Genomic DNA, 26,924 nt, shown 5'->3' on the forward strand with positions numbered 1-26,924 from the left:
TTTGTCAACGGACGTGATGAAGAATGCACCTGATAACTCAAAAAGCATTGAAAGATGCTGCGGAAAAATACCCGCAACATAAAACGGAGTTGGTGGCTCTGGGGAACACGATTGCTAAGGGATATTTCAAAAAACCTGAGTCATTAAAAGCAGTATTCCCATCTCTGGATAACTTCAAATATCTGGATAAGCATTATGTTTTCAATGTTGGGGGCAATGAATTACGTGTTGTAGCAATGGTCTTTTTTGAATCGCAAAAGTGCTACATACGTGAAGTTATGACGCATAAAGAATACGATTTCTTTACCGCTGTTCATCGTACTAAGGGGAAAAAATGATTGCGATTGCCGACATCTTGCAAGCAGGAGAAAAGCTAACTGCTGTGGCACCTTTTCTGGCGGGTATTCAGAACGAGGAACAATACACCCAGGCGCTGGAACTGGTAGATCATCTGCTGCTCAACGATCCTGAAAACCCCTTGCTGGATCTGGTGTGTGCCAAAATAACCGCGTGGGAAGAATCAGCGCCCGAATTTGCGGAATTTAATGCCATGGCTCAAGCCATGCCTGGCGGTATAGCCGTGATTCGTACCCTTATGGATCAATATGGTTTAACCCTTTCCGATCTGCCGGAAATTGGCAGTAAATCTATGGTGTCACGCGTTTTGAGCGGGAAGAGGAAATTAACGCTGGAACACGCTAAAAAATTGGCAACGCGATTCGGCATTTCTCCCGCCTTGTTTATTGATTAACGCGACGTGCCGGATGCGTTGCATCCGGCGCTTCAAATAACGATTTAAATCTCCAGCGCCAGCCGTGTTCCCTGGGCAATTGCCCGTCGTGCGTCCAGCTCCATAGCCACATCGCAGCCGCCAATTAAATGCACCGTTTTCCCGCTATCAATCAGCGGTTGCGCCAGCGCGCGGTTTGGCTCTTGCCCTGCGCAGATCACCACATTGTCCACTACTAATACCTGCGTTTCGCCGTTGATCACCACATGCAGCCCGTCATCGTCAATCTTCTGATAACTTACGCCTGGGATCATTTTCACACCCCGCGAGAGCAGGGTGGTGCGATGGATCCAGCCGGTGGTTTTGCCTAACCCCTGTCCTGGTTTGCTGGCTTTGCGCTGGAGCATCACAATCTGCCGTGGGCTACGGGGGATCTGCATTCCCTGCGGGCTTAAGCCACCAGCCTGTTGTAGGCTACTGTCGATCCCCCATTCATTACAGAACCCGGCGATATTCTGGCTGGTGGATTCGCCCGGCTGACTTAAATACATCGCCGTATCAAAACCAATCCCGCCACAACCGATGATGGCAACTTTGTTGCCAACCGGCGCTTTGTCGCGCAGTACATCGAGATAACTCAATACCTTCGGATGATCGATCCCGTCGATGGGCGGAGTGCGCGGCACGATCCCACTGGCGAGGATCGTTTCATCGAAAGCCTGTAACTGATCCGCCGTCACGGTGTGATTGAGTTTTAGCGTCACGCCCGTCACTTCGATCATCCGGCGGTAATAGCGCAGCGTTTCGTAAAACTCCTCTTTGCCGGGGATCTGTTTGGCGATATTAAACTGCCCGCCAATCTCGCTATGAGCGTCAAACAATGTTACCTGATGCCCACGCGCCGCCGCGTTAATGGCAAACGCCAGCCCAGCAGGTCCCGCACCGACCACCGCCAGATTTTTTTTCTGCACGGCGGGAAGGATTGGCATTTTGGTTTCGTGGCAGGCGCGAGGATTCACCAGGCACGAGGTGACTTTGCCAACGAAGATTTGATCGAGACAGGCCTGATTGCAGCCAATACAAGTGTTGATCTCATCGGCTCGTCCCGATTGCGCTTTTGACAGCAGCTCCGCATCAGCAAGAAACGGTCGCGCCATCGATACCATATCGGCATCGCCGCGCGAGAGAATATCGTCGGCAACCTGCGGATCGTTAATCCGGTTGGTGGTTACCAGCGGCAGCGAGACGTGGCCTTTCAGTTTGCGCGTGACCCAGCTAAATGCGCCGCGCGGCACGGGCGTGGCAATGGTCGGAATACGTGCTTCATGCCAGCCAATGCCGGTGTTGATAATGGTCGCGCCCGCCGCTTCAATGGCCTGCGCCAGCTCTACCGTTTCGGCAAAAGTCCCGCCGTCTTCGACCAGGTCGAGCATCGACAGTCGGTAGATAATAATGAAGTCGTTGCCGACGCGTTCGCGCACCGCACGCACTACTTCTACGGCAAATCGCATCCGGTTGCGGTAATCGCCGCCCCACTGGTCACTACGCTGATTGGTGCGCAGCGTCAGAAATTCGTTGATCAAATACCCTTCGGAACCCATCACCTCTACACCGTCGTATCCTGCCTCCCGCGCCAGTTGCGCGCAGCGGGCGAAATTGTCGATCAGTTGCAGGATCTCTTCATGGCTTAACTCATGGGGCACGAAACGGTTGATGGGGGCCTGCAATGCGGACGGGGCGACCAGATGCGGTTGGTAGCTGTAGCGCCCGGTATGCAAAATTTGCAGGGCTATTTTGCCGCCTTCCTGATGTACGGCTTCGGTAATGGTGCGATGGTGTGGGATCTGGCTGGCGTCATTGAGCATTGCACCGCCTTCCATGCCAACGCCTGTTAAATCTGGTGCAATGCCGCCGCTGACAATCAACGCCACGCCGTGACGGGCGCGTTCGGCATAAAACGCTGCCAGCCGCTCGGCACCGTCCGGGTATTCCTCCAGCCCGGTGTGCATTGAGCCCATCAACACGCGGTTTTTTAACGTGGTAAAACCTAAATCCAGCGGGGCGAACAGCGACGGGTAGCTCATAAAATTGTCCAGTATGTAAAATAATTGTTATGTGGTCGGATGAGTTCTAATTTAGCCGTCGCCGGAGAAAAGGGAAAAGGGAAGTGCGGGGTTTGTGATGGGATTCAAAAAGAATACGCCCGGTGGTAACGCCGGATGCGACGCTTGCCGTGTTTTATCCGGCCTGGGGGATTGCACATGTAGGGCGGATAAGGCGTTCACGCCGCATCCGCCAGTGGCGCGGTGCAGATGCCGGATGCGACGCTTGTCGCGTCTTATCCGACCTACGGGAACGCACATGTAGGGCGGATAAGGCGTTCACGCCGCATCCGCCAGTGGCGCGGTGCAGTTGCCGGATGCAACGCTTGCCGCGTTTTATCCGGCCAGGAGGATTGCACATGTAGGGCGGATAAGGCGTTTACGCCGCATCCGCCAGCAGTTGCAAATTATTGCTTACGGAAAAAATCGTTATACAACATAAACAAATGCGCGGCACTCCAGGAGAAATTCGGTGCCCCTTGCTGCGCGCCAGTGAGCGGGTTGTAATTCTCCTGAATTGGTCCATCGGCGGTTAACCCTTTGGCGTGCCGGAAGAACGTATCCGCCAGCTTCAGGGCATCATCGCGATAACCGTAACGCTCCATCCCTTTCAGACCAAACCAGAACTGATCCACCCATACGCGCCCGCGCCAGTAGATATCCGCGCCAAAAGCCGGGTTGGTTAACGCCGCCGTTCCCAGCGGGACAAAGGTGTTGAACTCTTTAGGATCGAGCATCACCTTCACCACCGCGTCGGCATTGGCCTGCGTTGCCGCACCGTTAAACAGCGGCGACCAGCCTTCCGGCCCTTTACCGCGCTCAACAATCGGTTTGCCCGCGCAGCCGTTCGCCAGCGGTTTATCTTCAATACGCACGTCATAGTAGAACTGGGTAGTCGGGTCGAACATACAGGTGTTGATGTAGTCCGCGAGCTGCTGTGCCAACTGGCGATAGCGTTTGGCCTCTTCTGGCTTACCGAGGATGGTTGCCATCTCCGCCAGATAATGGTTATCGCTGTACATATAGCTGGCCTGATCCACCGACTCCTGCAATAGCGAGTAGCCCAGCAACGTTCCGTCCTGACTGCGGTTTTCGGCGAATTTCACCGTCCAGTCGCTACGTTTGCCGCCATTAGCGACATATTTATCCAACTGTTCTTTGTCGATAAACCCAAAGACGGCGGCATCATCACGCCCCGATTCCCACGACGCAGCAACCTGTGCCGGAATTTCCAGACTGTCGTACTGGCCTTTCTCCACCACGCGGGCGTAGTTGTTCAGCCCAGACTGCGTCTCTTCTTTGTTGCCTTTCTTCACCGTAAACAGCATCTCGCCGCTCTCAGTGTTGTGGGCTTTGTCGCGGGTCGCGCCATATTCCGGCACGCCGTTGCCGTTGTGATCGCGGTTACGTAACCACCAGTCGTGATAGGCCACCAGTTTCGGGTACATCTCTGCCACCCAGGTTTTATCTTGGGTGACGTTATACACTTCCATCACCGACCAGGCGGCAAGGCTGGGTTTGGTATTACGTTCGTTCCAGTTGCCGCCATCGCCACCACGCTCGGGGCTAAGGTTCCACGCTATCAGGTCGGGGACAAAGCCCACATCCTGCGGACGCACGCTATCGCCAGGCTGGATCTGCCAGGAGAAGACCGCGCGGATATTCTCTTTGGCGATGTCCGGATTGAAATGCGCCATCGCAAACGCCTGCTTCCAGGTATCCCACGGCCAGGTCTGATTGCCGGAGAACCAGCGCCCGGTCACCGACGGTGTAACGGTGTTAAATTTCACCGCACCGCCCGGTGAGCGCCAGTTACCGTTGAGCGTTTCGATCGCTTTCACCGCGACGCGCGTCTGTTCCGGCGTCGCATCCGGATTGGTTAACCCTTTCTTCAGGTATTCTTCCCAGCGTTGCTGCGAGGCGGTGAGATAAAACGCCGGACGCGCCAGAATATCGCGGATCTGCATTTGCTCTTTGCTAACTTCCTGAGCGGTCAGCAGATGGGAATAGGTGGTGTAGAGCGTGGTCGAACCGTTGATATGCGCCTTACTGGTAAAGCGATTACCGTTGATTTCAGTCTGCACCGGCAGGGATTTATGCACCTGATATTCCGATTCGCCGGAGGTCAGCAGATCCCAGGTGGCGCGCACTTTGCCAAAGGTGACTTTCAGGCCATCACGGGTGGCGCTGATTTTGCGCTGATAGTCAGGGTATTCGCCAGCAATGGTTTTATCGGAAAGCGGTTTCCCTTCTTTCGCTTCCAGTTTTTCCAGCAGTTCGCCGTCCCACACCAGATCCAGCGGTTTATTGCTGGTGATTTTGGTTTCCAGTAGTGACGTGCGCGGCGTGGCGAAGCGCAGAGTCATTTCGACTTGCACATCTTTTGCTGTCAGTTTTTGCACCAGCGCACCGGGAATACTGTATGCCTCCAGCGTAAAGTCGACTTTCTTGCCGTCCTGCCAGACGGTCAGGCGGTCGAAATTGCTGGCCATAAAGTTGATGTACTCTTCCGTCAGCAGCGCAACGCCCGGAAAGCCGCCCATGGTGTTAGGGCCGTCTGGCAACAGATGACCATGCCAGGCTCCGAGATCGAAAAACGGATTAAAACGCTGGTGATCGTCGTAATCGTAATCCTTCATGTACTGCGGCGCGCCAGTACGGTTAATCACGTTTTTATAATTGTCGGCGTTAGCGGCATGGGCGGAAAAACTTATCAGCAGAGCGCAGGTTACTGGCGTTAAAATAGTTTTTATTTTCATGAAATTACAGTCCTTATTACCAGTAGAAATATTGCATCAGGAAGATTTGGTCGCTGGGATCGTGAGAGGCATTTTTCATGTAGAAGCGGCTATCAAAAGCCGTGGCGAAACGTCCGCCGCCGTATTCGTACCAGATACCAAACTGCATGAAAGAGGTGGTTTCATCGTCAGCGTGGTCAGGGCGATGTTTGGCGTAGGTGTAAGCGGTGGAGAGATAAACGCCCTTTAACGCTTCATACATGGCGCTCACCATCATCCCACTTTCACTTCCCGGTACGTCCAGCCCGTCGGCGCGTCCGGTATGGTGCCAGGCGCGAGCGGCAAAGTTAGGAGTTAGCAGGCCCGTGAGATAGAGCTGTCCTGTGCCGTCGGTGATTTCCAGACCGTTCATCCAGGTGATGCCTTCGGCAAGGTCATACTGGATGTAACCGTTCATCATTGCCGGATAGGTGTATTTGTCGTCATAGCGATCGTATTTGCCAAAATGTAGCCAGGCTTTGCTTTCATCATGATGTCCGGCAGGAGTCGCGGTGACGCTATAACGAAAGTTGCCGCTTAAGTTCTGTACCTTCAGCGCAGTCATAATGTCGCGGGTATTGGGAATGACGTAGCCCAGATCGGGGGTGAAATCGCCCCACCATTGCAGGTCATCCAGCGAGGAATCCTGACGCAGACTGAGCATGATTTCGGTGCCATCATTGGTACGATAACCGCCATAGAAACGGTTAATTCCGCCCTCGAAACCACCCCAGCTATGGTCTGGCACCCAGGCATTGCCGTCGTGGTCGGCCTGCACGGTCCAGCCTTCGCCGTAAATCAGGCCGAACCAGGAGCCGTACTTCATCTCCAGGCCACCTTCAATATAGGTACCGTCGCTGTATTTATGTTTATTCTCACCCTCTAAATCCATATATCCACCAACCCCTAATTCGCCGTAAAAACGAAATGAAGGAGAAGATGTCGAGGTAATTGCGGGTGTTTTTGTGTCGTCATGTTCTGCCGGACGTGCTTCTTCTCCTGCCGCAGAAAAGGCGTAGCAAAACGGCAGAGCAAGTAATGCTCTGCATGGTGCAGTGATTAATTTCATTGTGTTAATCCATGAGCTAAAGAAAAAGTACAGCCTTTTATCGTTGTAATTATAAAAATATAAAGGCAGAAACTATTTTCCCTCTCCTCATCCAGGAAGAGGGAAAATGCCTGCTCATTTTTTATTATTCTGCTTAATCAACATTGCTGGCTGGCGTCGCTTCAATATGGCGCTCTTCAGCCGTTAATCCCTTTATATATTTACTGTATTTCCACCACGCAAAGCCAAGGAAGATAACAATACCGCCGACGTTATAAAAAATGATGGTCAGAATATTCGCGCCAGTCGGGAATGTCGAAGCGACAAACCCTACGGCAAATATCGCAATCAGCATTGAAACAACGATAATACCGGTGCGGCGGGAGCCCATACGGAAATCGCGTGGCAGGTGATCTAATTTGGCGCGTAAATTCAGGTAAGCCAGCATGATGAATAACGGCGGAAGCATGGACGCTGCGGCGGTCATATTAATAATAGTATTCATCAGATCCTGCACGGTATTGGAACCGAGCATCGGGATAATCATCAGCGGGATGACGATCAGGAACTGGATCCACGCTGCGCGCGCCGGAACGCCGTGGAATACCTGCACCGATCCGCCGGTAAATTTCAACTCTTTGCTGCTGACGAAGACGTTAATCAGCACCGAGGAGACGGAATACAGTACGCCGATAAAAATCCCGGCGAGGATGATCACTTTAACGAACGATTTCGAACCGCCTTTGACGTCGTTAACGTACACAGCGACGGACTCCGCGCCACCTGCGGCCATAAAGATCCAGGTGGTAACGCCGAGGAACGCCCAGTTGAAGTTCGGGATCATCGCGTCAACGGTGATGGCGTCAGCAGGCTGTACGCCGCCAACCAGCGCCGTACCTGCCAGTAAAATGTAGGAGAGCGTTAACAGCAGCATCAGCGTTGAAGTGACGGAGGTAATTGGCCCCAACATTTTCGCCCCGTTGGTGGAAACCCAGGTGGAGAAGGCGAACAGCACCATACTGATAATGGTGGTGGCAACCGGCGTCATAATATATTCGTATCCGAGGAAGGCATACGAAGCATAAGCAATAACGCGCGGCAACAGTGAGGTGAAAAAGAACAGGTTTACGAACCAGTAGGTATAGGCAGTAATAAATGCCCAACGTCCGCCCAGCGAACTTTTTACCCACGCGTAGACACCGGCTTCTGAGTTTTTATTTAACGAAACAAATTCTGCGATGATCAGACAGAAGGGAATAAAATAAAAAATCGTCGCGAGGAAAAACATCGGTGCCGAGGCCAGTCCAAGCTCAATATTATTATTGATAACGTTGTTAAAGCTGTAAACGGCGGCAAAAGTCAGCGAGAGCAAGCCGAATTTGCCGATTGTATTACGTTTGGTATCAGACATAACACATCTCCGAAAATGAGTAGGGTAGCGGTGGCGGCAAACTCCTTTTGCCGCCGTAGTTGTTATTTGTTATGGAAATAACCATCTTCGATGGTGACTTTGAGAACCACTTTTTTGACCGCGTTATTGCAGATAAACCGATACGCTTCATGGATATCGCAAATAACGATTTGCCCTTCGTGGACCTCAACGGTTTCTCCGCAGCCTTTTAAATATTCACGGTCAGTTTCATCACGATAATATTCCACTACCTGTAATGTCTCTTTCGGCGCATATTCAATTTTTTGCTGCCCTTGCAGGTAGTAATGCACTTCAAAATAGCGTCGATGCCCGGTAAATAGCGCATCGGTCGCGGAGTCTGTCTCCACGCGGTAAGTCAATGAGTCACCGATGGAGTGGGCGACGCCAGGCTGAATGTTGTCGATATTTTCAATCGCTTCAACGCAGCGTTGCCACTTCTTGCCAGAGGCGTAAATCTGGCGGAACTGTTCTAAGTTATCGATGATCCTCATTGCTTATTCTCGCTGTGCAAATTCGTGGAAAAGAACCCTGCGCCGAACTCATACGACGCCAGGCTTTGCGCGGTAGCTTCTCCGCCAGAAACCGGCAGCAACGTAAAGCCGTAGCTGAAGTCACGGAACCAGACGCGCCAGGAGTCCAGCACCTCGCTGCCCCAGGAGTTGGAGCCGAGGCCAAGCAGCTGGTGGTCGAGATTCAGGGTGATGTCATCACTGCGCTGCAGCTCGTTACAGTGCTGGGAAGCGTGGATGTTTTCCTGGGTATAGTGCCAGGCGCTGAAGTTAATTGGGCGCTGCGGAACCACCAGCAGACCGTTGCCGTGGCGGTTAGTCAGTGCCGTCCAGCGGACATGCTGACGGTTGCCGTTGTTCTGCGGGAAGGGATAGTTCTCGAACATGGCATCGACGGTGCTGCGCCAGATATCGATGATGTTAGCCTGCTGGCTGTCGGCGTAGTTTTCGCCCGGTCCACGACCGTAATACGCCACCTGATCGTATTCGCCGTTAATCCCCATGGTGAAACCGATGCACGGAATGATGTGCGGATAGTCGCCGTAACGCTCGCCGGAAAGCGCCACGTTAACCTGGCCATCTGCAGCGATGCGCCAGATGTAGGTGCAGCGCATCTCGAAGTCAAACACCGGCGGTGCTATAACCGTGCGGCTGATGATCAACACTTCACCATCGCTCTGTTCTACGGCAAAGTCGCGCAGATGTTCCTGCATGATCTGCAAATGATTCGGTTGCCACAGCCCTTCGTACTCCTGCTTGTGGTTGTCGATCATCGGCTTGAAGAAGTTGATCTTTGGCTCGCGGGTCAGCAGCGACTCGCCATTTACCTGCCAGGATGTCGGTTTGCCACTCATTTTTGAGAAGGTGATCGCGAAGTTGTAGCCGCGAACGGTGCAGCTCAAACGATCGTCTTCCAGCGTCAGCGGACGCGCATTATTTGGTGCGAAAGGCACTGGCTGCGCGGTGTTTTCCTTCAGCGGGAACTGATAAGTGGCGATAGAATGCCCGGCTTCGCTGTAGCGGGTGCGGGAATCTTTGGTCACCGTAATGTTGAGGAACGCTTCGCGGGCGTCCAGCTGCGGCAGCGTGATCTGCAAGGGGGCTTCGCTGTTCGGCGCAACGTCGCGCAGTTTAATCTGCTGCGTTGCGAGCGTTTCACCTTCGGCGCGCACCTCTGCGTGCAGGGTGTAGTCATCAAGCGTGGTAAACCACAGTTTATTTTCGACTTTCAGCTCGCCGCGAGTCAGATCCAGCGCGTGGATTTTTACCGGCGCGATAACCTGTTTGTACTCTTTCAGGCCTGGTCCCGGCGTCTGATCGGAATAGATCAAACCATCAAGACAGAAGTTATAGTTGTTGGGATAGTCGCCGTAGTCGCCGCCGAATTTATACCAGACATTGCCGTTGTCATCCTGCGCCTGGATTCCGTGGTCGCACCACTCCCAAACATAATGTCCCTGAATACAATCGTGCTTATAGAAGACGTTCTGGTACTCCGTCAGCCCGCCCGGTCCGTTCCCCATCGCATGAGCATATTCACAGATGATGCGCGGCTTCGGATGCGGGTATTCACCAAACTCATTCATCAGCGGCACGCGGGTGTACATGGTGGAAATAATATCGACCACTTCAGCATCGCGATCTTCTTCGTAATGCACCAGTCGCGTGTCATCCAGCGCTTTCGCCGCATGGTACATCGCGCGGATGTTACAGCCATAGCCGGATTCATTGCCCAGCGACCAGATGATGATCGACGGATGGTTTTTCTGCGCGTGGATATGGCGAACAATGCGCTCGACGTAGACTTTTTCCCACTGCGGATCGTCGGTAATACGGCTGATATCGCCGACATTAGCAAAGCCGTGCGATTCGACGTCGGTTTCCGCCATCACAAACAAGCCGTAGATATCACACAGTTCGTAAAAACGCGGATCGTTCGGGTAGTGAGCGGTACGCACGGAGTTGATGTTGTGCTGCTTCATCAACTGGAGATCTTTCTCGACGCGATCCATTCCAACGGCGCGGCCTTTGCGATGATCGTTGTCGTGACGGTTGACGCCGTGCAGCATCACATAACGGTTATTGATCCAGAACAGACCGTCGCGCACTTTGATATCACGGAAGCCAACGCGTTGTGGCACCACTTCCAGAACGTTGCCGTTGGCGTCTTTCAGCGTCATGACCAGATGGTAAAGATAAGGGGATTCTGCTGACCATTGCTGCGGCTGTTCGACAGTAAAAGCAAAGCTGGCGCTGGTCAGTTTTTCAATTGCCAAATGATCAATGGCGCTGCTGTGCACCACGCGTTCGCCATCAAACAGGGTATATTCCAGCGTCGTGACGACAGGGGAGGCGGCGAGATTTTCCAGCACCACTTCGCAGGAAAGCGTGGCATCGCAATAGGCTTCGTCAAAGTCGGTACGCACAGTGAAATCGTTAATATGCGTTAGGTGTTTTCCGACCAGATAAACATCGCGGAAGATCCCCGCTGACCACCACATATCCTGGTCTTCCACGTAGGTAGAGTCCGCCCACTGCATCACGCGCACACACAACAGGTTGTCGCCGGTTTTAACCATCGCGCTGATGTCAAACTCTGCGGTCAGGCGACTGCCCTTGCTGAAACCCACATACTGACCGTTAACATAGACTTCAAAATAGGTTTCGACGCCGTCAAATTTAATCAGCGTCTGTTTACCCTGCCAGCCGTCGCTGAGGGTGAAAATACGTTGATAGGCACCGGTTGGGTTATCGCTGGGGACAAACGGCACATCGATGGGGAACGGAAAACCTTCGTCGGTATATTGCAGTTTGCCGTGACCTTCCATTTGCCACATGGCGGGGACGGTAATATGCCCCCAGTCAGCCATTAACTCAGAGGTGAAGGCTTCTGGTACTTGCAGCGGATGGTCAAAAAAGTGGAAATTCCACTGACCGCTTAAGGGCAGAAACAGGCTGCTGGTTTCGCGGGCAAAGGTACGCGCTTGCGCAACAGAATCATATGAAAAAAAGTACGCACGCGGCGCAAGTCGGTTTTCGTGGGTGAGCTGAATGTTTTCCCAGCGATTCATAGGGCCTCCCGGTAGAGAGAAATCGGAACCATTCATGGTGATGGTAGTTTGTGTAATTGCTGGGGAGTTTAGTAAAATTTTTACTAAAAAGTAGCAGGTAAATGCATTTACTTTAACTGGATCACGAAAATAAACGGCAGCACTGTCCGGCAAAAACGATTGCCGGACAGTGTGTAAGGGGATTTAACGGGTCGTGCCGCGCAGTTTTAATTTGCTGGGAACGAAGACTAACAGCGGCAGCGCGCGACCATCGCGGGCTTTTTCATACACCAGGTTAACGCCCTGACTTCCCATCATCTCGGAATGGATGCGCACGGTGGAGAGCGGCGGAAAGGTAAATCGCGCGGTGGGGATATCGTTAACGCTGATAAGCGAAATATCCTGTGGGATGTTCAGGCCTCGTTCATGAATTGCCCGCAGTACGCCGATAGCAATGGAATCGGAAGCAACAAACAGTGCCTTCGGATAGTCTTCCCGCGCCAGCATTTGTTTTGCCAGTTCATAACCCGACGAACTGGAAAAACCGCCGCGCCAGATATCCTCTTCGCGTACCACTTGTTTCAGTCGGCCATATTCCGCAAAGGCGACCTCACGAATATCCGCCTTGCCAGGCTCATCTTCACCGCCAATAAAACCAATACGATTAACGCCCTGGTTGATATAGAAGTCGATGATTTCTTTACTGATGCGTGCCAGATCGATATCCACCGCATCGTAACCGCTGCCGGGTTCGTGAAAGTCGATAAAACAGATATTGTCGGTCAACGCGCTGGCAGCGGCGCGCAGGGCGGCCGTGGGTTTGCCGACAATTAAAATACCGGTGACGTTTTTAATGTCTGGTAAGCCGCTGTGTTCATAACAGTTGGTGAGCTCGATGCCCAGTTTTTCGCACTGGGTTTCAATGCCGTGGCGGATCGCCAGATAGTAAGGATCGTTGATCTCCAGCTCCTGCTGGTAGCTGTAGATAGCCAGAATATGGTGTTGGTTGACTGCACCTGTCTGGAGTTTACGGGCACTACTGGTCTTGTACTCCAGCTTTTCGGCGATCTCGAGAATGCGATGTTTCGTCTCTTCTTTCACATTCAATGTCGGATCGTCATTTAAGACCCTGGATACTGTCGCCAGGGATACGCCAGCTTCGATTGCGATGTCTTTTAGTGTTGCCATGTTTACCTTTTTTACTTTCCCTGATGTGCGCCCCCATTGTAGAGGAAGTGCTTATCGGGTCACCTGTTTTCAGTAAATAAAGCGCGTTTCTTTGACGCTGTAACGGTAACACAGCGGCTCACGAATGTGATCACGCCTGCATTCTCCATTTTTAGCCTACAGGATTGAGAAAAACTTTTGCTATAGTTTAGTAAAATTTTACCCTAAGGGAGGAAGCAATGGAAACCGTGGCTTACGCTGATTTTGCACGTCTGGAAATGCGCGTCGGAAAGATTGTGGAAGTGAAACGCCATGAAAACGCCGACAAGCTGTACATCGTACAGGTTGATGTGGGGCAAAAAACGCTGCAAACCGTGACCAGCCTGGTGCCGTACTACAGCGAAGAAGAGCTGATGGGGAAAACGGTGGTGGTCTTATGCAATCTGCAAAAAGCGAAAATGCGTGGTGAAACGTCGGAATGCATGCTGTTGTGTGCGGAAACCGATGACGGCAGTGAAAGCGTGCTGTTAACGCCGGAGCGGATGATGCCTGCGGGCGTACGCGTCGTATAAAAAGATCGGATGGCGACGTCGTATCGCCATCCGATTTGATATTACGCTTCTTCGACACTTACTCGCATGGCCGCCAGCGCCTTACGCGCCGCTTTGATCACCAGTTCACACTGTTCAATGGTCAGTGTCAGTGGCGGTTCAATGCGGATCGTTTTGGCGTTATTGAGCGTTCCGGCCACCAGTACGCGCTGGCGGAACATCTCGCTGGCAAAGTTATAGCCGATTTCGTTATCAACAAACTCAATCGCCATCAACATCCCTTTACCACGCGCTTCCTGTACCAGATCGGGATATTCCCGCGCCAGTTGACGGAAACCGTCCAGCAACATATCGCCTTTTTGCTCAGCCTGAGCCGGTAAGTTCTGCTCCAGCAACACATTGATGGTCGCCAGCGCCGCCGCACAGGCCAGCGGGTTGCCGCCAAAGGTGGTGGTATGCAGGAATGGGTTGTCGAACAGAACTGAAAACACCTCTTCAGTGGCGATGGTCGCGCCAATCGGCATCACGCCGCCGCCGAGCGCTTTGGCAAGGCAGAGGATATCCGGCTGTACGTTCTCATGCTCGCAGGCGAACATCTTGCCCGTGCGCCCCATGCCCGTTTGTACTTCATCGAGGATCATCAGTGCGCCGAACTCATCGCATAGCTTACGTACGGCGGTGAGATAGCCCGGCGGCGGCAGAATTACGCCACCTTCACCCTGAATCGGTTCGAGGATCACCGCAGCCACATCATCACCGGTTTTTTTGCACTCGTTAAGAGCCGTGCGCATGGCTTCGATATTGCCAAACGGCACATGACGGAACCCTGGCAGCAGTGGCATAAACGGTTTGCGGAAGGTCGATTTCGCCGTTGCCGACAGCGCGCCAAGTGATTTACCGTGGAACGCGCCGCTGGTGGCAATAAAAGTAAATTTGCCGCGCGGCGACTGATAAGCCTTCGCCAGCTTCAGCGCCGCTTCAACGGACTCGGTGCCGCTATTACAGAAGAAGCTGTATTTCAGTTTACCGGGCGTTAGCGCAGCAAGGGTTTTCGCCAGCATCGCCCGTAACGGATCGAGCAGCTCCTGGCTGTGCAGCGGTTGTTTCGCAAGTTGATTCTGTACGGCGGAAACCACAACTGGATTACGGTGCCCCACGTTGAAAATTCCAAAACCTCCCAGGCAGTCGATAAACTCCTCTCCCTGGGTGTCGACAAGCGTATTTAAACCTCCCGCTTGCCACTCTACGGCTCCGTAATCCCCGCCGGCGGTAACAGATTTGCGATACTCTAAAAACCCCGGATTGACATGCTCTTTGAAGTATTCAATCACCTCTCGGTTAAGTGCTTTCATCTCCTCATGATCCAGCGTTCGCTTTTCAATGAGATTCAGGGCGTGGGCGCTGCACGCTAAAGCCGATGCGCTCGAAGGTAACCTGTTCAAAATATGCTCCGGAGGCTCGCGTATCACATGATACCGATTTAAGTATTGCAGGGATTGCGCCACTCCGGCTGCGATCGCGAAAATCGGGATAAACACAAATGCGGTTATCATTTGAGCAATATTTAATGCTATATGTTAACATTTGTTGTTATTTTGCACGGTTTTTGTCGGGTATGGATTTGATGATTGCTGCGCAAATGCACGCTTTCAGGGCATTAACTGCCTGATTTTTGGGCAAGATAATTAACGTTTTCGTATAGTAACAGAGTGAAAGTATTTTAAATCAACGAATTAGATTTGTGCTTTAATCGCAAATTGCGATCTAAATCAAATTAATCGGTTAAAGATAACCGCAGCGGGGCCGACATAAACTCTGACAAGAAGTTAACAACCATATAACCTGCACAGGACGCGAACATGTCTTCTCATCCGTATGTCACCCAGCAAAATACCCCGCTGGCAGACGATACCACTCTGATGTCCACTACCGATCTGCAAAGCTATATCACTCATGCTAATGACACTTTTGTGCAGGTGAGCGGCTTTACCTTGCAAGAGTTACAAGGGCAGCCGCACAACATGGTGCGTCACCCGGATATGCCAAAAGCGGCGTTTGCGGATATGTGGTTCACCCTGAAAAAAGGGGAGCCCTGGAGCGGCATCGTGAAAAATCGCCGCAAAAATGGCGACCATTATTGGGTGCGGGCCAATGCGGTACCGATGGTGCGCGAGGGAAAAATCAGTGGCTATATGTCGATTCGTACCCGGGCGACGGATGAAGAGATCGCGGCGGTGGAGCCGCTGTACAAAGCGTTGAACTCCGGACGTACCAGTAAGCGTATTCATAAAGGCCTGGTGGTGCGTAAAGGCTGGCTGGGTAAACTGCCTTCATTACCGCTTCGCTGGCGGGCGCGTGGCGTGATGACCCTGATGTTTATCTTGCTGGCGGCCATGCTTTGGTTTGTTGCTGCCCCGGTGGTGACGTATTTCCTCTGTGTGTTAGTGGTATTGTTGGCAAGCGCTTGTTTTGAATGGCAGATTGTGCGCCCGATAGAAAATGTCGCCCGTCAGGCACTGAAGGTGGCGACCGGAGAGCGTAATAGTGTTGAGCACCTGAATCGCAGCGATGAGCTGGGGCTGACATTACGCGCGGTAGGGCAGCTTGGCCTGATGTGCCGTTGGCTAATTAACGATGTCTCAAGCCAGGTGTCCAGTGTCAGAAATGGCAGTGAGACGCTGGCGAAAGGCACCGATGAACTGAACGAACATACCCAGCAGACAGTTGATAACGTTCAGCAAACGGTGGCGACCATGAACCAAATGGCGGCGTCGGTGAAACAGAACTCTGCCACGGCGTCGGCTGCCGATAAACTTTCTATCACCGCCAGTAATGCGGCAGTGCAGGGTGGGGAGGCGATGACCACGGTGATCAAGACAATGGACGATATCGCCGACAGTACCCAGAGCATTGGCACCATTACTTCGCTGATTAACGATATTGCGTTTCAGACCAATATTCTGGCCCTGAATGCGGCGGTGGAAGCGGCGCGTGCCGGCGAACAGGGCAAAGGTTTTGCAGTGGTGGCAGGGGAAGTGCGTCATTTAGCCAGCCGCAGCGCTAATGCTGCCAACGATATTCGCAAGCTGATTGATGCCAGTGCTGATAAGGTGCAATCCGGTTCGCAGCAGGTACACGCCGCCGGACGGACGATGGAAGATATTGTGGCACAGGTGAAAAACGTCACCCAGTTGATCGCCCAGATTAGCCATTCAACGCTGGAACAGGCCGATGGGCTTTCCAGCCTGACCCGTGCAGTGGATGAGCTTAACCTGATCACCCAGAAAAATGCCGAGCTGGTGGAAGAGAGTGCGCAGGTGTCGGCGATGGTGAAACACCGCGCCAGCCGACTGGAAGACGCGGTGACGGTGCTGCATTAATCGGTATGCCGGATCCGGCGGTTGGAGCACAATGCCTGATGCGATGCTGGCGCATCTTATCAGGCCTGCGGGGTGTGTAGCGGGTGTAGGCCGGATAAGGCGCGTCAAGCGTCGCATCCGGCAATTGCACCGCGCCACTGGCGGATGCGGCGATTAATCCAGTTGCGTAATATCAAAAGCGGCGCGGTCGATCACCGCAATGATCTTTTTTATTTGTGCATCACTGATATCGCTCTGGTTGACGCGTAAATCCAGCACCGCTTTAAAATTATCCAGCGCCCGCTTCATTTGCGGGTTCTGGCGCAGCGCCGCGCCAACGCAACGCGCTTTGATGCGTTCTTCAATCATCTCCACCTGTTCGCGGTTTTCTTCCAGCCACTGCGCTCCTTGTTCGGTCAGCGCAATCTGCTTCTTACCTCCTTCCTCTTCGCGGATGGTAATCAGCGACTGCTCCTGCAGAAAATCCAGCGTTGGGTAGATGACGCCCGGGCTTGGGGTGTAATTCCCCTGGGTTAGATTCTCAATCGCTTTAATCAATTCGTAACCGTGGCTGTCATCGCGCGAGAGAATATCCAGAATCACCAGACGTAATTCACCGTGACCAAAGAAACGTTGCCGACGACCGCCGCCGCGACCGTGGCGACCACCGCAGCATTGACCGTGTTCATGCTGGTGACCGTGTCCGCAGTGCTCGTGTTCTGACTTCTCACCTTTGCAGCAGCCCTCATGGCGTGGCTGGCCTTCATGTTTACAACACCCTTCGTGATGATGGCTCATATCAGCCTCCTTTTGCTTAATTAGATATATCTAATTTATATCTGATATGAGCGTTCTTGCAAGTGTAAAAATGATTTTTAAACGTGGACTCATCTCACACGTAGGCCGGATAAGGCGTTCACGCCGCATCCGGCGTTGAGTAATGATGCCTGAGAAGAGGCGGTTCGTCTTATCAGACTATAGACATATCAGTTCTACAAATCGCTTGCATTTATCATGATTAACAATCATTATCATTTGCGAGTTTTATTTAGATATATCTGATTATCATCACGAAGGCGATAACAATGAATAACACCCCCCGCTACCCGCAGCGCGTTCGCAATGATCTGCGCTTCCGTGAACTGACTGTGTTACGCGTTGAGCGCATCAGCGCCGGTTTTCAGCGCATTGTCCTCGGCGGCGAGGCGCTGGACGGTTTTACATCGCGTGGCTTTGACGATCACAGCAAACTCTTCTTTCCTCAACCTGACGCTCACTTTGTGCCGCCAACGGTAACGGAAGAGGGCATCGTCTGGCCGGAAGGACCACGCCCACCGTCGCGTGACTATACGCCGCTGTATGACGAACTACGCCATGAACTGGCGATTGATTTCTTTATTCACGACGGTGGGGTCGCCAGCGGCTGGGCGATGCAGGCGCAACCGGGCGATAAACTTACGGTGGCAGGTCCGCGCGGTTCGCTGGTGGTGCCGGAAGATTACGCGTATCAGCTGTATGTCTGCGATGAATCCGGAATGCCCGCATTGCGCCGCCGCCTGGAAACGTTGAGCAAACTTGCCGTTAAACCGCAAGTTAGTGCGCTGGTTAGCGTGCGGGATAACGCCTGTCAGGATTATCTCGCGCACCTTGATGGTTTTAATATCGAATGGCTGGCACATGATGAGCAGGCGGTAGATGCGCGTCTGGCGCAGATGCAAATCCCTGCCGATGATTACTTCATCTGGATAACCGGCGAAGGTAAAGTCGTTAAGAATTTAAGCCGCCGCTTTGAAGCGGAACAGTATGACCCACAGCGGGTACGTGCAGCGGCTTACTGGCACGCAAAGTAACTGATATATAAAAAGAAAAAGGCTGACGATTTCTCGTCAGCCTTTGCTATATCTGGTGGCCCCTGCTGGACTTGAACCAGCGACCAAGCGATTATGAGTCATGAGGCAAGTTCGTTCTATATTGTTTTTGTTTGTTCGTGATTGCTTTATTAGTTGTTTGTAATCAATAGATTATGTGATTTTCCCTGTCTCCGCTTGGTTCCGTTTTTTCTTCATTGTACGATCGTTACCTGACCCATTACCTGACCCAAAATCACGAGTTATTCTGATTGTTACTGGTTTAGAAAAGAGGTTCTATGGCCGTCAATCTTACTGAAACAGCCATCCGAGCATTGAAAGCAAAAAAGACATCGTTCTATGTCTGGAGCAACAGCTCTCAACGTGGCACTGGACGACTTGGTGTCAAAGTTCAGCCTTCTGGCAGCAAGATTTTCTATTTCCGCTATTACGTGGAAAAAGGGAAAAAAGAAAGATTCATTCAATTGGGTATATGGCCTGAGATGAAACTGGCCACAGCGAATGAACTGGCAAAAAAGTATGGTGCCTGGCTCATTGAAGGAAAGGATCCCCAGGCAGAACTGGAACGACAACAGTTTGCAGAACAGCAGCGGATACAACTCCATCAATCACAGGGCTCATTTGAAGCATTGATTCATGGTTATGTTAACAAAATGAAAATTGATAATAAGAGGACATGGCAGGATGTTCTGAAACGCCTTGAAAATGAATGCTATACAGTGATCCCCCGTGAAACTAAAGCTAAAGATGTGACTTCCGGACAGATTAAACATATCCTGGCCGGGATCATTCAGCGCGGTGCTGTGGTTCACTCTAACCGGATCCGTTCTTACCTGATGGCTGCATTTAACTATGGACTGAAAGCAGATAACGATCCGATGAACACAAGTGTAGGGATTACTTTTGGGCTGGAGGCAAATCCGGTGTCAGTGATACCGAAACAGTCATCTGCTGAAAAAGTCGGTGATACCTGGCTGACACTTGAAGAGTTGCGTTTTCTAATGGAACATTTTGCTGAAGCAACCAACGTTGGATTATTGATGCAACATTTGATCCGATTCTGTATCTATACCGGAGGGCAACGTCCTTTCGAAATGATCGCCAGTCAGTGGTGTGATGTTGATTTTCAACAAAAAACGCTGCTGGTGACTGCTGATGTCTCTAAAAATAAACGAGAGCATTTGATACCGTTGACTGAATCAGCATTACAGGAATTATCCTGTGTGCAGGAGTTAACAAAAGAAAAATCCAGCCCTTACATTTTTCCACTTTCGACTAATGGTAAGCGTCCGGTTCGTACGGACAGTCTGGCTCGCGCTATCATGTATTTCCGGGCTTTTAATCCTGACTTTAAAATTTTTACAGCACGTGACTTACGTCGGACCTGTAAAACGTTAATGGGAGAAGCTGGGATCAGTAAGGAAATCCGCGATCGTATTCAAAATCATGCGTTGAACGATGTCAGTTCAAAACATTATGATCGATACGATTATTTGCCAGAAAAACGCAGAGCACTTGAGATCTGGGAGGACCGGGTTAATAACTATCAACAGCAAACAGGCAATAATGTTGTCAATCTGTTTGGCAGAAGGTGAGGGAGTTCCTGGTTGCTGTACGAATTGTGTACAATTGATGGGTATTGTTGATGCACTTGGTTCTTGTATTGTTTACTATAATTATTGAGGTAAATTTTCGTGCCGGTATTACTCAGAGGGGATTCAAAAATGGCTGTAATTCCAATGTCTTACTCCCCTGCTACTGTAGCTCGTCGTTTTTCGATACTGGATGGAGTAACTATTCAGGGCGTGCTTTACCAGATCATCTGGGATCCAAAGACTCCGTTTGCTGCGGTAATCGAAGCTGCACCTTCTGTTATTGATGGTGATGTTCGCCATAAGGTTGTTGCCACTCTGGAGCTTCAGCGTCGTCCCCGGCTTGAAGGCGTGTTTGTCCAGAAATTCTGGGAAGAACAGGATGTTGCTCAGATTGAAGGGATTGTTGTCGATGGCGCTGTACGTGATGTTGGTCTTGCAACGTTTGTTTATGAAACGATAGTCACAAAAGCGGGCGTTGTACTATTAAGTGATAACGAGCAATATGAAGGAGGTAAAGCTCTCTGGCAGCATATTGCGCGTCGTTCAACGAATCTGAAGGTGTTTATTTTAGATACTGATTCCGCACGGTATTACCCGTTTGATGGCGAACGGATCAGTTATGACGGGAAAAGCATCCCGGAATCAGAAATCTGGAGTGAACATCCTGAGCGAAACAGACACGCTGTCGTTCTTGTGGCTGAATCTGTTAATGGTAAAGCCGCATAATTTGCTGAGTGTCTCATTTTTTGAGATCTTGCTGGAAAGTCTCCTTTGGGGATAGCGAACTGCTATCCCCTTTCTCAGTGAGTTACTGTTCGACCAGACATTTTCCCCATAAAGGTCGTATCGAGTATCTATCTTCGCTATATGGATTTATTTTATTTTTTTCCCTCTGTGCTATCAGCAACGTGTCGATCTCATCCTTAATAATGTGTTGAACTGCTTGACGGTAACGGTTAAGCGAAGTGTCACTGATATCTTGTGGAAGTTGTAGACTGCCATCTGCCTTGACAAGTTCATTCACACCATCTTTAATTCTGCGTCCCTGACCATCAGGTATACCTTCATTCAGATCATAGCCTTTTAGTCCTGCAAGACGAATATTCACGTCAATCTTTTCTGTACGTATCTTTTTGTTACTTACCAACAGAATTTTATTGGCGTTATACCATTTTTCAAATATTTCCAGTTGTTTCATGATGTTTGTGAAGTTATTCAGTTCGCTCCTGAATTCAATAGATTTTCTAATTTTACGCTCTTTTGCATCAATGTTTATTCCTGGATAATTTATTTCCATTTTTAACGGTTCTGTGTATGCCTGTTGCAGGCAATCAGCAAGATTCATTGCTGCATCCTGCAGGGTATTGGTATAAATCAGTTTCAGAAGTTCATCACGCTGTATAGTGATTTGACAATAGTCTTTTTCCCATGCGGTGGTGTTTTCAATCGTGTCACTTTCATCGGAAATAATTGTTGTGAACTTCCAGGTGTAACGAATAAAATCATTTCCTTTAAAATATTGCACTAATTTATTTAACCATTCATATATTTCCAGAGCATAAAGTTTAACGTATCCATCATATATTATCTTTGTTGCATTTTTGTTGGCTAGCGAAAACATTTTGTCCACGAATTCTGTACGCCCGATTGTTAGCAATTGTTTTCTAAGTTTACTCACATCGTTAGTATCTGGTTTCTCACAATTCCAGGGACTTTTGTATTCATTTTCAAAAGGAGAAAGCCATTCAGGAATCTCTGTTTCTGAGTGATAGCAGTTGTTAATAGCCAAACCAAGGGTTCTGGCAAGTATCGCTGATTCATCAATTTGATGGTATCGGTTCAGTTGTTCCAGTAATTCTTTAGTACATGAGTGCGCAACAGAAAGATCCTGATGGCAATATCCTTGTCGAACCAGAGCGGGAAGTGGTGAGCAATGAGCTTTACAATCTGTCAGAATATTGAACAAATCGTTTCTGACGAATTCTTCCATCTCAGGTGTTTTCCAGCCACCACTATTTTGGCCGACAAATTTTGCTGTTGGTTCCCTGTTCATATCTCCCCAGGTTTTCAGGCTGACGAGTCTGTTATCAAAACCATTGTATAAATGGCACATAACCTGAAAAGCAGCATACAGATCTTTAGATAGTGGATTATCGGTCTCACTTATGGAGTAGTTCTCTCTGTTTTTCTCTAAAATACTTTGGAGTTTTGTGTTAGCGCGTAATGCCGAGAGAATCCGATGTTGTTCATCAAACCAAGGACGATATTCTGGATCCAGATACAATCTGCGTGCTTTGAAAATGAGTAGAAGCAACTGTTCGGAAACAGCTTCATGTATGTGGGGAAACGGCATGGAGGTGCCGGATAAAACACGATAGTACGGGTGGTTTGTTTTTACCTTTTTAGTTACCATAATGTTAAATTCTTCCGTCTATTGCATAGCTGTTTCCAGTAGAGAAACTTGATACAGTCCTTTGTCAGGACATTGATACAGAGTTAACAGCCTCTACGAAATGGGAATCAGTTATGCAGTGGCATTATACGATGCTGAATCTAATACGATATCCTTAGCGTTTATTCCTGATTTTTTTACGAGCATTCCCTTTTGTTGCATATTGCTCAGGACGCAAATGATTTTACGGTTATAGCCCTCTACAGTCACGTCACTTTCATCTGAAAATATGTATCGTTTTCATTCAATTATTATCTTTTGTCTGCACTTTAGCTTTAGAAAGTTGGCAAAAATCAACTCCCTCTTACAAGTTCTATTATCGCCAGAAGATAATTTTGTGAACTTCGTCACGTTTTCAAACTAATGTTGTGGGGGCTTTTCTGGGGAGAATTTTTGGTCACTACCCCTCCTCTTGATATCATAGATTATAACAAGATTTTTTTTGTTTTTGTCTGCATAAAATAACCTACGAATATTGTGATTTTGATTTTTATTTTGTATACCAAAAAGCATTGTTTAAGTTATTTTTATATTGTGACTTTCTTTGTTGTTATTGTGTTATTAGAAGTCAGTTAATTAAATCATTTCTCGCAATTTGATTTCTTGGTTGTGCAAATGTATTGTTTTGCTCGTGAGTTGCTGGTGCTGTTCAACAGCATACCACTACAGATAGATGTAGTGATTTGAGCAGCTCACATGCATATACAATCTGAAAATCATGAATATATAAGGAGAGCAATATGTGGAAGCCGTTAAGAGATGAGAACCGTTTATCAATTTTGAAGATCTATGGATACACCTGTGACAGACTGGTACGAGAAAAGGAACGCCAGAAAATTACGTCTATTTCTCGTTCACAAGCCTGGAAACTGGAACGTGAAGGAAAATTCCCGCCACGTAAAACTATTGGAAAGAAATCCTGTGGGTGGTTATTAAGTGATCTATTGTGGTGGATTAGTCAGTATTAACCTTATAGTATCAGAATAATATATATTTCTATATTTTAATTTTATAATTAAAAAGGAGTTTCATGATGAAACGTGTCTCTTTCTCTCTTGCAGAAACATATGAAGTTGATGTAATTAAAAAGTATCAGCATTTAAAAAAATGCTCATTTTCAGCAGCGATTAAAGAGTGTTTAAAGCTAGGGGCTCCTGTTTTAAACAGGATAAATGAAAATATTGCTGCTATAACTGATATAGAGGATAAGCTACGTCAGTTTTTTAATGAGGAACCATTTGTGCAACGGACAAAGCCTGAAATAACAAAAGGAGAGTTTTTTCATAGCATTTATAAATCGCATATCAAATATGAATATGATGTTCTCGATAGAAAGATATTTCCTCATGAAAGCACCAGAAATGCTATGGGAGTTGCAGAGAAAAAGGGAATTAAAGAGAATGCGACCTTAATGCTGGAATATTATAAAGTTGAGAAGGCAATTTGTATTTACACGAACAGAAAAGTTTCCCATACCCTGAATCGTGCAGGAGGGTTTTATAAAACCATTCTGATTAAAACCAGTGTTTTTGGGGATTATTTTTTTGACTTTTGCAATTCAGTTTGCCTGCCGATAGATGAGTTGATTGAGTATGGTACGAAAGAAACAGTGAGGCGACATCAGATTCGTAGTACAGGATTTTGTACTTTTCATATTCCGATTTTTTATATCAATAATAAGGCTGTAATAGTGCCTGTTCTGAGAACAGAGGAAGTTTCACAAAGTTCCAGAACAGGTGGAGATGTTATTATTATTAACCCATTTGAAGATGAATGATTATGGCCCGCGTAGATTTATTCATAACCCAGAAATCGTGGTGTAAATGATGAACAGAAACCGCTTTCTGAGGTTAAAGAGAGCAATCATTACCCGGGAGTGGCCAACTCTTTTATCGAGTACTTTTCCGATGTATCTGGAGAGCCTCCCTTAGAAAAGAGTAATGCGACTCAGGAAAAAACAGGTTCAATAATTAATTCATGACACCAGTTTGAGGCATTATGGCGAGTTTTGCATACATAGACTCTGAAAAATGGTCAAAACTTAATCGCTTAAAATCCATGATTCAGAGATATTTTAAAGAACCACTATTGCAGTTAACAGGCGAATTGGGTCGCCCGGATTATACTCTGGCAGACAGAAAACGGTTAGTTCGACTCCTGACACAGGATATGCAAAGGGGTGATATTCTGATTACTAAATCGTTAACTTGTTTTGGTAATACGCCGAAAAAAATACAGGAGGTTTTATCTTTAAGTATCAGACAAGGTATTAATATTTGCTTTTTTACGTCATCAGAGTTGCCGGATGGTGATGATATTCCTGTGGTACTCACCGGGATGATTTTACCTACAGATATTAGAGGAAAAATTCCCGACATCAGTATCCGGAAAATTAAAAGAAAACCAGGAAGGAAAGAAGGGAGTATTCATAGTAAAAATATCAGACAGTTGAAATTGCAGGGGTTCAGTCAGTCACAAACAGCCAGAAAATTAAGCATCAGTTTATCCACTGTAAAAAGACACTGGGATAAAGGTATTGTTGATCTAACTGCAGAGTAACATTTTATAGTCCTTGTAGCTATTGGCAATGGAGTTATAAATACATGTGCGTTGGATAGGTAATATATATTATATCTGATATATTATATCTGTGATGTATAGTATATGTGTAATGATGGATATGATGTACTAATAGAGCTAATGGTATTCTGATACCAAATAATTAGTTGTGTGTAGATCATAACTCTGTTTAATGTTTTAGAACGTTCTAATGTAACTGTGTAACATCATCCTGTTCTCTAATGTAACAATAGGCAGTAGCGTTTTTCTTAATTGACGCCCAGAGGGTTATATATCCCTCTGGGAACTACTGATACGAATATTAATATCTGCTTCTGTTATGTATTGGGTAGGTTAACTATTAGCTTATCTCTGAAAGCAAAAGGAATATTAACATGATTACGATTGAAACTCTTTACGGTGAATGTCATGAGGCTCACGGGTTAAAAATAAGAAACCAGGTGAATAACCTCTTCCAGAAACATCCCAGAATAACGGCAATACGGGTGGATCTCCATTATCCTCCCGTGATTGACAACGGGGATACCATTACCTGTTTTCCTAACCTGAGTCCCGGAGAGATATCTCGTTTCCGTAACTCGCTGAATGCGAAAATTAATGCAGATCAACACCGTAAAAAACAACAAGGCAAACGCACCTACGCAACGTCGGTTTGTATTATCTGGGCGAAAGAATATACGCAGTCCTTTAAATGTCATTATCACGTCTGCCTTTTTTTTAACAAAGACGCCTATTACCACCTGGGAGACTATGAGCGCTCTGACACCCTGAGAGGGTTAATTACCGGAGCCTGGTACAGTGCCTTAGGGTTAGAACTGGAAGATCACCAGGGACTAGTTCATTTCCCTGCTAATGGACGTTACATCCTGGATATTAACGATCCTGATTTCCCTGAGCAATATCAGCGCTTATTGGCACGTCTGGATTATCTGACGAAGCTCGACACTAAAGCATCAGGCCAGCGTAACTTTGGCTACAGCGGTTTTTGACCTATTGTAACTGTAAGGTGATTTATTATGTATACAGAATCAAACGTTAAGCTTTCCTGTAACGCCCTCTGGCAAAAGTATGTCCTTGCAACTCTGTATCGGGCTGCAGCTACACATCCTAAAATTAAATTATTACAATTTAAATTAATACCTTGCCCAGGTATGAACAAGGCAATTCCCTCTCTGATGGCTGATTTTACTGGTGAACTGCATAGACTAATTTCTGAATATTTGCAGTGCAAGCGACGTAAAGATAAATCTGTTGAGCCCGCCCCTTTATATTATCTCTGGAGTAGGGAAGCTGTGGCTAACGATACCACTCCTTATCTTATGGTACTGCTACTTAATAACGATGTCTGGTGTAAGAGTCGTGAGGTGGTGGCTCTCAGAAATCTGATTGAGCAGGCGTGGGGAAAAGTATTGGGTGAAGATAACTCCATTACACATCTGGTTGTGTATCCTGAAGTGCTGTCGTTGGTATTTGATGCAGCTAACACATACAACGCTGAGCCTGGTGTACTGGAACAGACGGCCCAGGCTTACATTGAATCGCATGGTGCCATTGAACGTCATCTTGGGTGTAGTGACTTTTAACGACGTCAGGTGATGCATAAGGGCCTTTCTCTGAGAGACCCTGTTTACACAATTAAATAAATCGAGCCCGACCAACAATTTTGATGTTAACAGCAGGATTATTGAGGGGCAATCAATGTGT

The 26,924-nt window shown here is 48.6% G+C and carries 22 protein-coding genes; 12 read left to right on the forward strand and 10 right to left on the reverse strand.

Going from position 1 to position 26,924, the window contains the following annotated elements; translation table 11 throughout:
* The first annotated feature begins 23 nt into the window (after window positions 1-23).
* Window positions 24-338, forward strand: a complete 315-nt coding sequence (higB, locus tag K0778_RS15475; RefSeq protein ID WP_000550189.1) for a type II toxin-antitoxin system toxin HigB — start codon at window positions 24-26, stop codon at window positions 336-338.
* Window positions 335-751, forward strand: a complete 417-nt coding sequence (gene higA, locus K0778_RS15480) for a type II toxin-antitoxin system antitoxin HigA (protein ID WP_000560266.1) — start codon at window positions 335-337, stop codon at window positions 749-751. Before higB ends, higA begins: the two co-directional genes overlap by 4 nt.
* 44 nt (window positions 752-795) lie before the next feature.
* Here the strand turns inward: higA and fadH are convergent, their stop codons facing one another.
* The 7 genes from fadH to ebgR all read right to left on the reverse strand — a co-directional run bounded on the left by fadH (window position 796) and on the right by ebgR (window position 12,836).
* On the reverse strand, window positions 796-2,814 hold the full coding sequence (gene fadH / locus K0778_RS15485) for an NADPH-dependent 2,4-dienoyl-CoA reductase (RefSeq protein WP_063084607.1): 2,019 nt from the start codon (window positions 2,812-2,814) through the stop codon (window positions 796-798).
* A 425-nt stretch (window positions 2,815-3,239) separates the two neighbouring features.
* A complete protein-coding gene (ygjK, locus tag K0778_RS15490) occupies window positions 3,240-5,591 on the reverse strand; it encodes an alpha-glucosidase (protein ID WP_000695489.1) in 2,352 nt (783 codons plus the stop codon).
* Between the two features lie 16 nt (window positions 5,592-5,607).
* Window positions 5,608-6,678: a protein YgjJ gene (ygjJ, locus tag K0778_RS15495; RefSeq protein WP_000767652.1), complete on the reverse strand. Its 1,071-nt coding sequence runs from the start codon at window positions 6,676-6,678 to the stop codon at window positions 5,608-5,610.
* 133 nt (window positions 6,679-6,811) lie between these two features.
* Window positions 6,812-8,068 (reverse strand): amino acid permease, encoded by a 1,257-nt coding sequence (locus K0778_RS15500; protein WP_063084606.1) that lies wholly within the window; start codon window positions 8,066-8,068, stop codon window positions 6,812-6,814.
* Window positions 8,069-8,130: 62 nt separating this feature from the next.
* Complete coding sequence (locus tag K0778_RS15505) at window positions 8,131-8,580, reverse strand: beta-galactosidase subunit beta (protein ID WP_001219954.1); 450 nt, start codon at window positions 8,578-8,580, stop codon at window positions 8,131-8,133.
* Complete coding sequence (gene ebgA / locus K0778_RS15510) at window positions 8,577-11,669, reverse strand: beta-galactosidase subunit alpha (protein WP_063084605.1); 3,093 nt, start codon at window positions 11,667-11,669, stop codon at window positions 8,577-8,579. The genes K0778_RS15505 and ebgA overlap by 4 nt, the downstream gene beginning before the upstream one ends.
* 183 nt (window positions 11,670-11,852) lie before the next feature.
* The gene (gene ebgR, locus K0778_RS15515; protein ID WP_063084604.1) at window positions 11,853-12,836 is read right to left on the reverse strand and encodes a transcriptional regulator EbgR; all 984 of its coding nucleotides are present in this window, start codon (window positions 12,834-12,836) and stop codon (window positions 11,853-11,855) included.
* A 218-nt stretch (window positions 12,837-13,054) separates the two neighbouring features.
* Here ebgR and K0778_RS15520 point away from each other — a divergent pair, with 218 nt between their 5' ends.
* Window positions 13,055-13,387 carry a tRNA-binding protein gene (locus tag K0778_RS15520; RefSeq protein WP_000450594.1) on the forward strand — a complete coding sequence of 111 codons (333 nt, stop codon included), beginning with the start codon at window positions 13,055-13,057 and terminating at the stop codon, window positions 13,385-13,387.
* 41 nt (window positions 13,388-13,428) lie between these two features.
* On the opposite strand, the gene ygjG is transcribed toward K0778_RS15520, so the two are convergent.
* Entirely contained in the window at window positions 13,429-14,808 is a 1,380-nt protein-coding gene (gene ygjG / locus K0778_RS15525) for a putrescine aminotransferase (protein WP_032152130.1), read from the reverse strand.
* 417 nt (window positions 14,809-15,225) lie between these two features.
* Between ygjG and aer the strand changes: the two genes are divergently transcribed.
* Entirely contained in the window at window positions 15,226-16,746 is a 1,521-nt protein-coding gene (aer, locus tag K0778_RS15530; RefSeq protein WP_063084603.1) for an aerotaxis sensor receptor Aer, read from the forward strand.
* Between the two features lie 153 nt (window positions 16,747-16,899).
* Here the strand turns inward: aer and nfeR are convergent, their stop codons facing one another.
* A complete protein-coding gene (gene nfeR, locus K0778_RS15535) occupies window positions 16,900-17,523 on the reverse strand; it encodes a DNA-binding transcriptional regulator NfeR (protein WP_000018003.1) in 624 nt (207 codons plus the stop codon).
* A gap of 287 nt (window positions 17,524-17,810) precedes the next feature.
* Here nfeR and nfeF point away from each other — a divergent pair, with 287 nt between their 5' ends.
* The 3 genes from nfeF (at window position 17,811) to K0778_RS15550 (ending at window position 20,914) form a co-directional block, all read left to right on the forward strand.
* Window positions 17,811-18,575, forward strand: a complete 765-nt coding sequence (gene nfeF, locus K0778_RS15540) for an NADPH-dependent ferric chelate reductase NfeF (protein WP_001066494.1) — start codon at window positions 17,811-17,813, stop codon at window positions 18,573-18,575.
* Between the two features lie 296 nt (window positions 18,576-18,871).
* Complete coding sequence (locus tag K0778_RS15545; RefSeq protein ID WP_000290290.1) at window positions 18,872-20,188, forward strand: integrase arm-type DNA-binding domain-containing protein; 1,317 nt, start codon at window positions 18,872-18,874, stop codon at window positions 20,186-20,188.
* 129 nt (window positions 20,189-20,317) lie between these two features.
* Window positions 20,318-20,914, forward strand: coding sequence for a hypothetical protein (locus K0778_RS15550; RefSeq protein WP_000268404.1), 597 nt, complete (start codon window positions 20,318-20,320; stop codon window positions 20,912-20,914).
* An 82-nt stretch (window positions 20,915-20,996) separates the two neighbouring features.
* On the opposite strand, the gene K0778_RS15555 is transcribed toward K0778_RS15550, so the two are convergent.
* Window positions 20,997-22,601 carry a hypothetical protein gene (locus K0778_RS15555; RefSeq protein WP_000256688.1) on the reverse strand — a complete coding sequence of 535 codons (1,605 nt, stop codon included), beginning with the start codon at window positions 22,599-22,601 and terminating at the stop codon, window positions 20,997-20,999.
* Window positions 22,602-23,380: 779 nt separating this feature from the next.
* On the opposite strand from K0778_RS15555, the gene K0778_RS15560 reads away from it, so the two are divergent.
* From K0778_RS15560 to K0778_RS15580, 5 genes are all read left to right on the forward strand, one after another.
* Complete coding sequence (locus tag K0778_RS15560) at window positions 23,381-23,608, forward strand: AlpA family transcriptional regulator (RefSeq protein WP_000265818.1); 228 nt, start codon at window positions 23,381-23,383, stop codon at window positions 23,606-23,608.
* Between the two features lie 62 nt (window positions 23,609-23,670).
* Window positions 23,671-24,417, forward strand: coding sequence for a hypothetical protein (locus tag K0778_RS15565; RefSeq protein WP_024201514.1), 747 nt, complete (start codon window positions 23,671-23,673; stop codon window positions 24,415-24,417).
* Between the two features lie 221 nt (window positions 24,418-24,638).
* The gene (locus K0778_RS15570) at window positions 24,639-25,199 is read left to right on the forward strand and encodes a DNA-binding protein (protein ID WP_020218894.1); all 561 of its coding nucleotides are present in this window, start codon (window positions 24,639-24,641) and stop codon (window positions 25,197-25,199) included.
* A 395-nt stretch (window positions 25,200-25,594) separates the two neighbouring features.
* A complete protein-coding gene (locus K0778_RS15575) occupies window positions 25,595-26,209 on the forward strand; it encodes an inovirus Gp2 family protein (RefSeq protein WP_000628304.1) in 615 nt (204 codons plus the stop codon).
* A 27-nt stretch (window positions 26,210-26,236) separates the two neighbouring features.
* The gene (locus K0778_RS15580; protein ID WP_000287905.1) at window positions 26,237-26,803 is read left to right on the forward strand and encodes an inovirus-type Gp2 protein; all 567 of its coding nucleotides are present in this window, start codon (window positions 26,237-26,239) and stop codon (window positions 26,801-26,803) included.
* The last annotated feature ends 121 nt before the right edge of the window (window positions 26,804-26,924 follow it).

This window comes from Escherichia sp. XD33 (assembly GCF_019375075.1).
Lineage (GTDB): Bacteria > Pseudomonadota > Gammaproteobacteria > Enterobacterales > Enterobacteriaceae > Enterobacter > Enterobacter flexneri_A.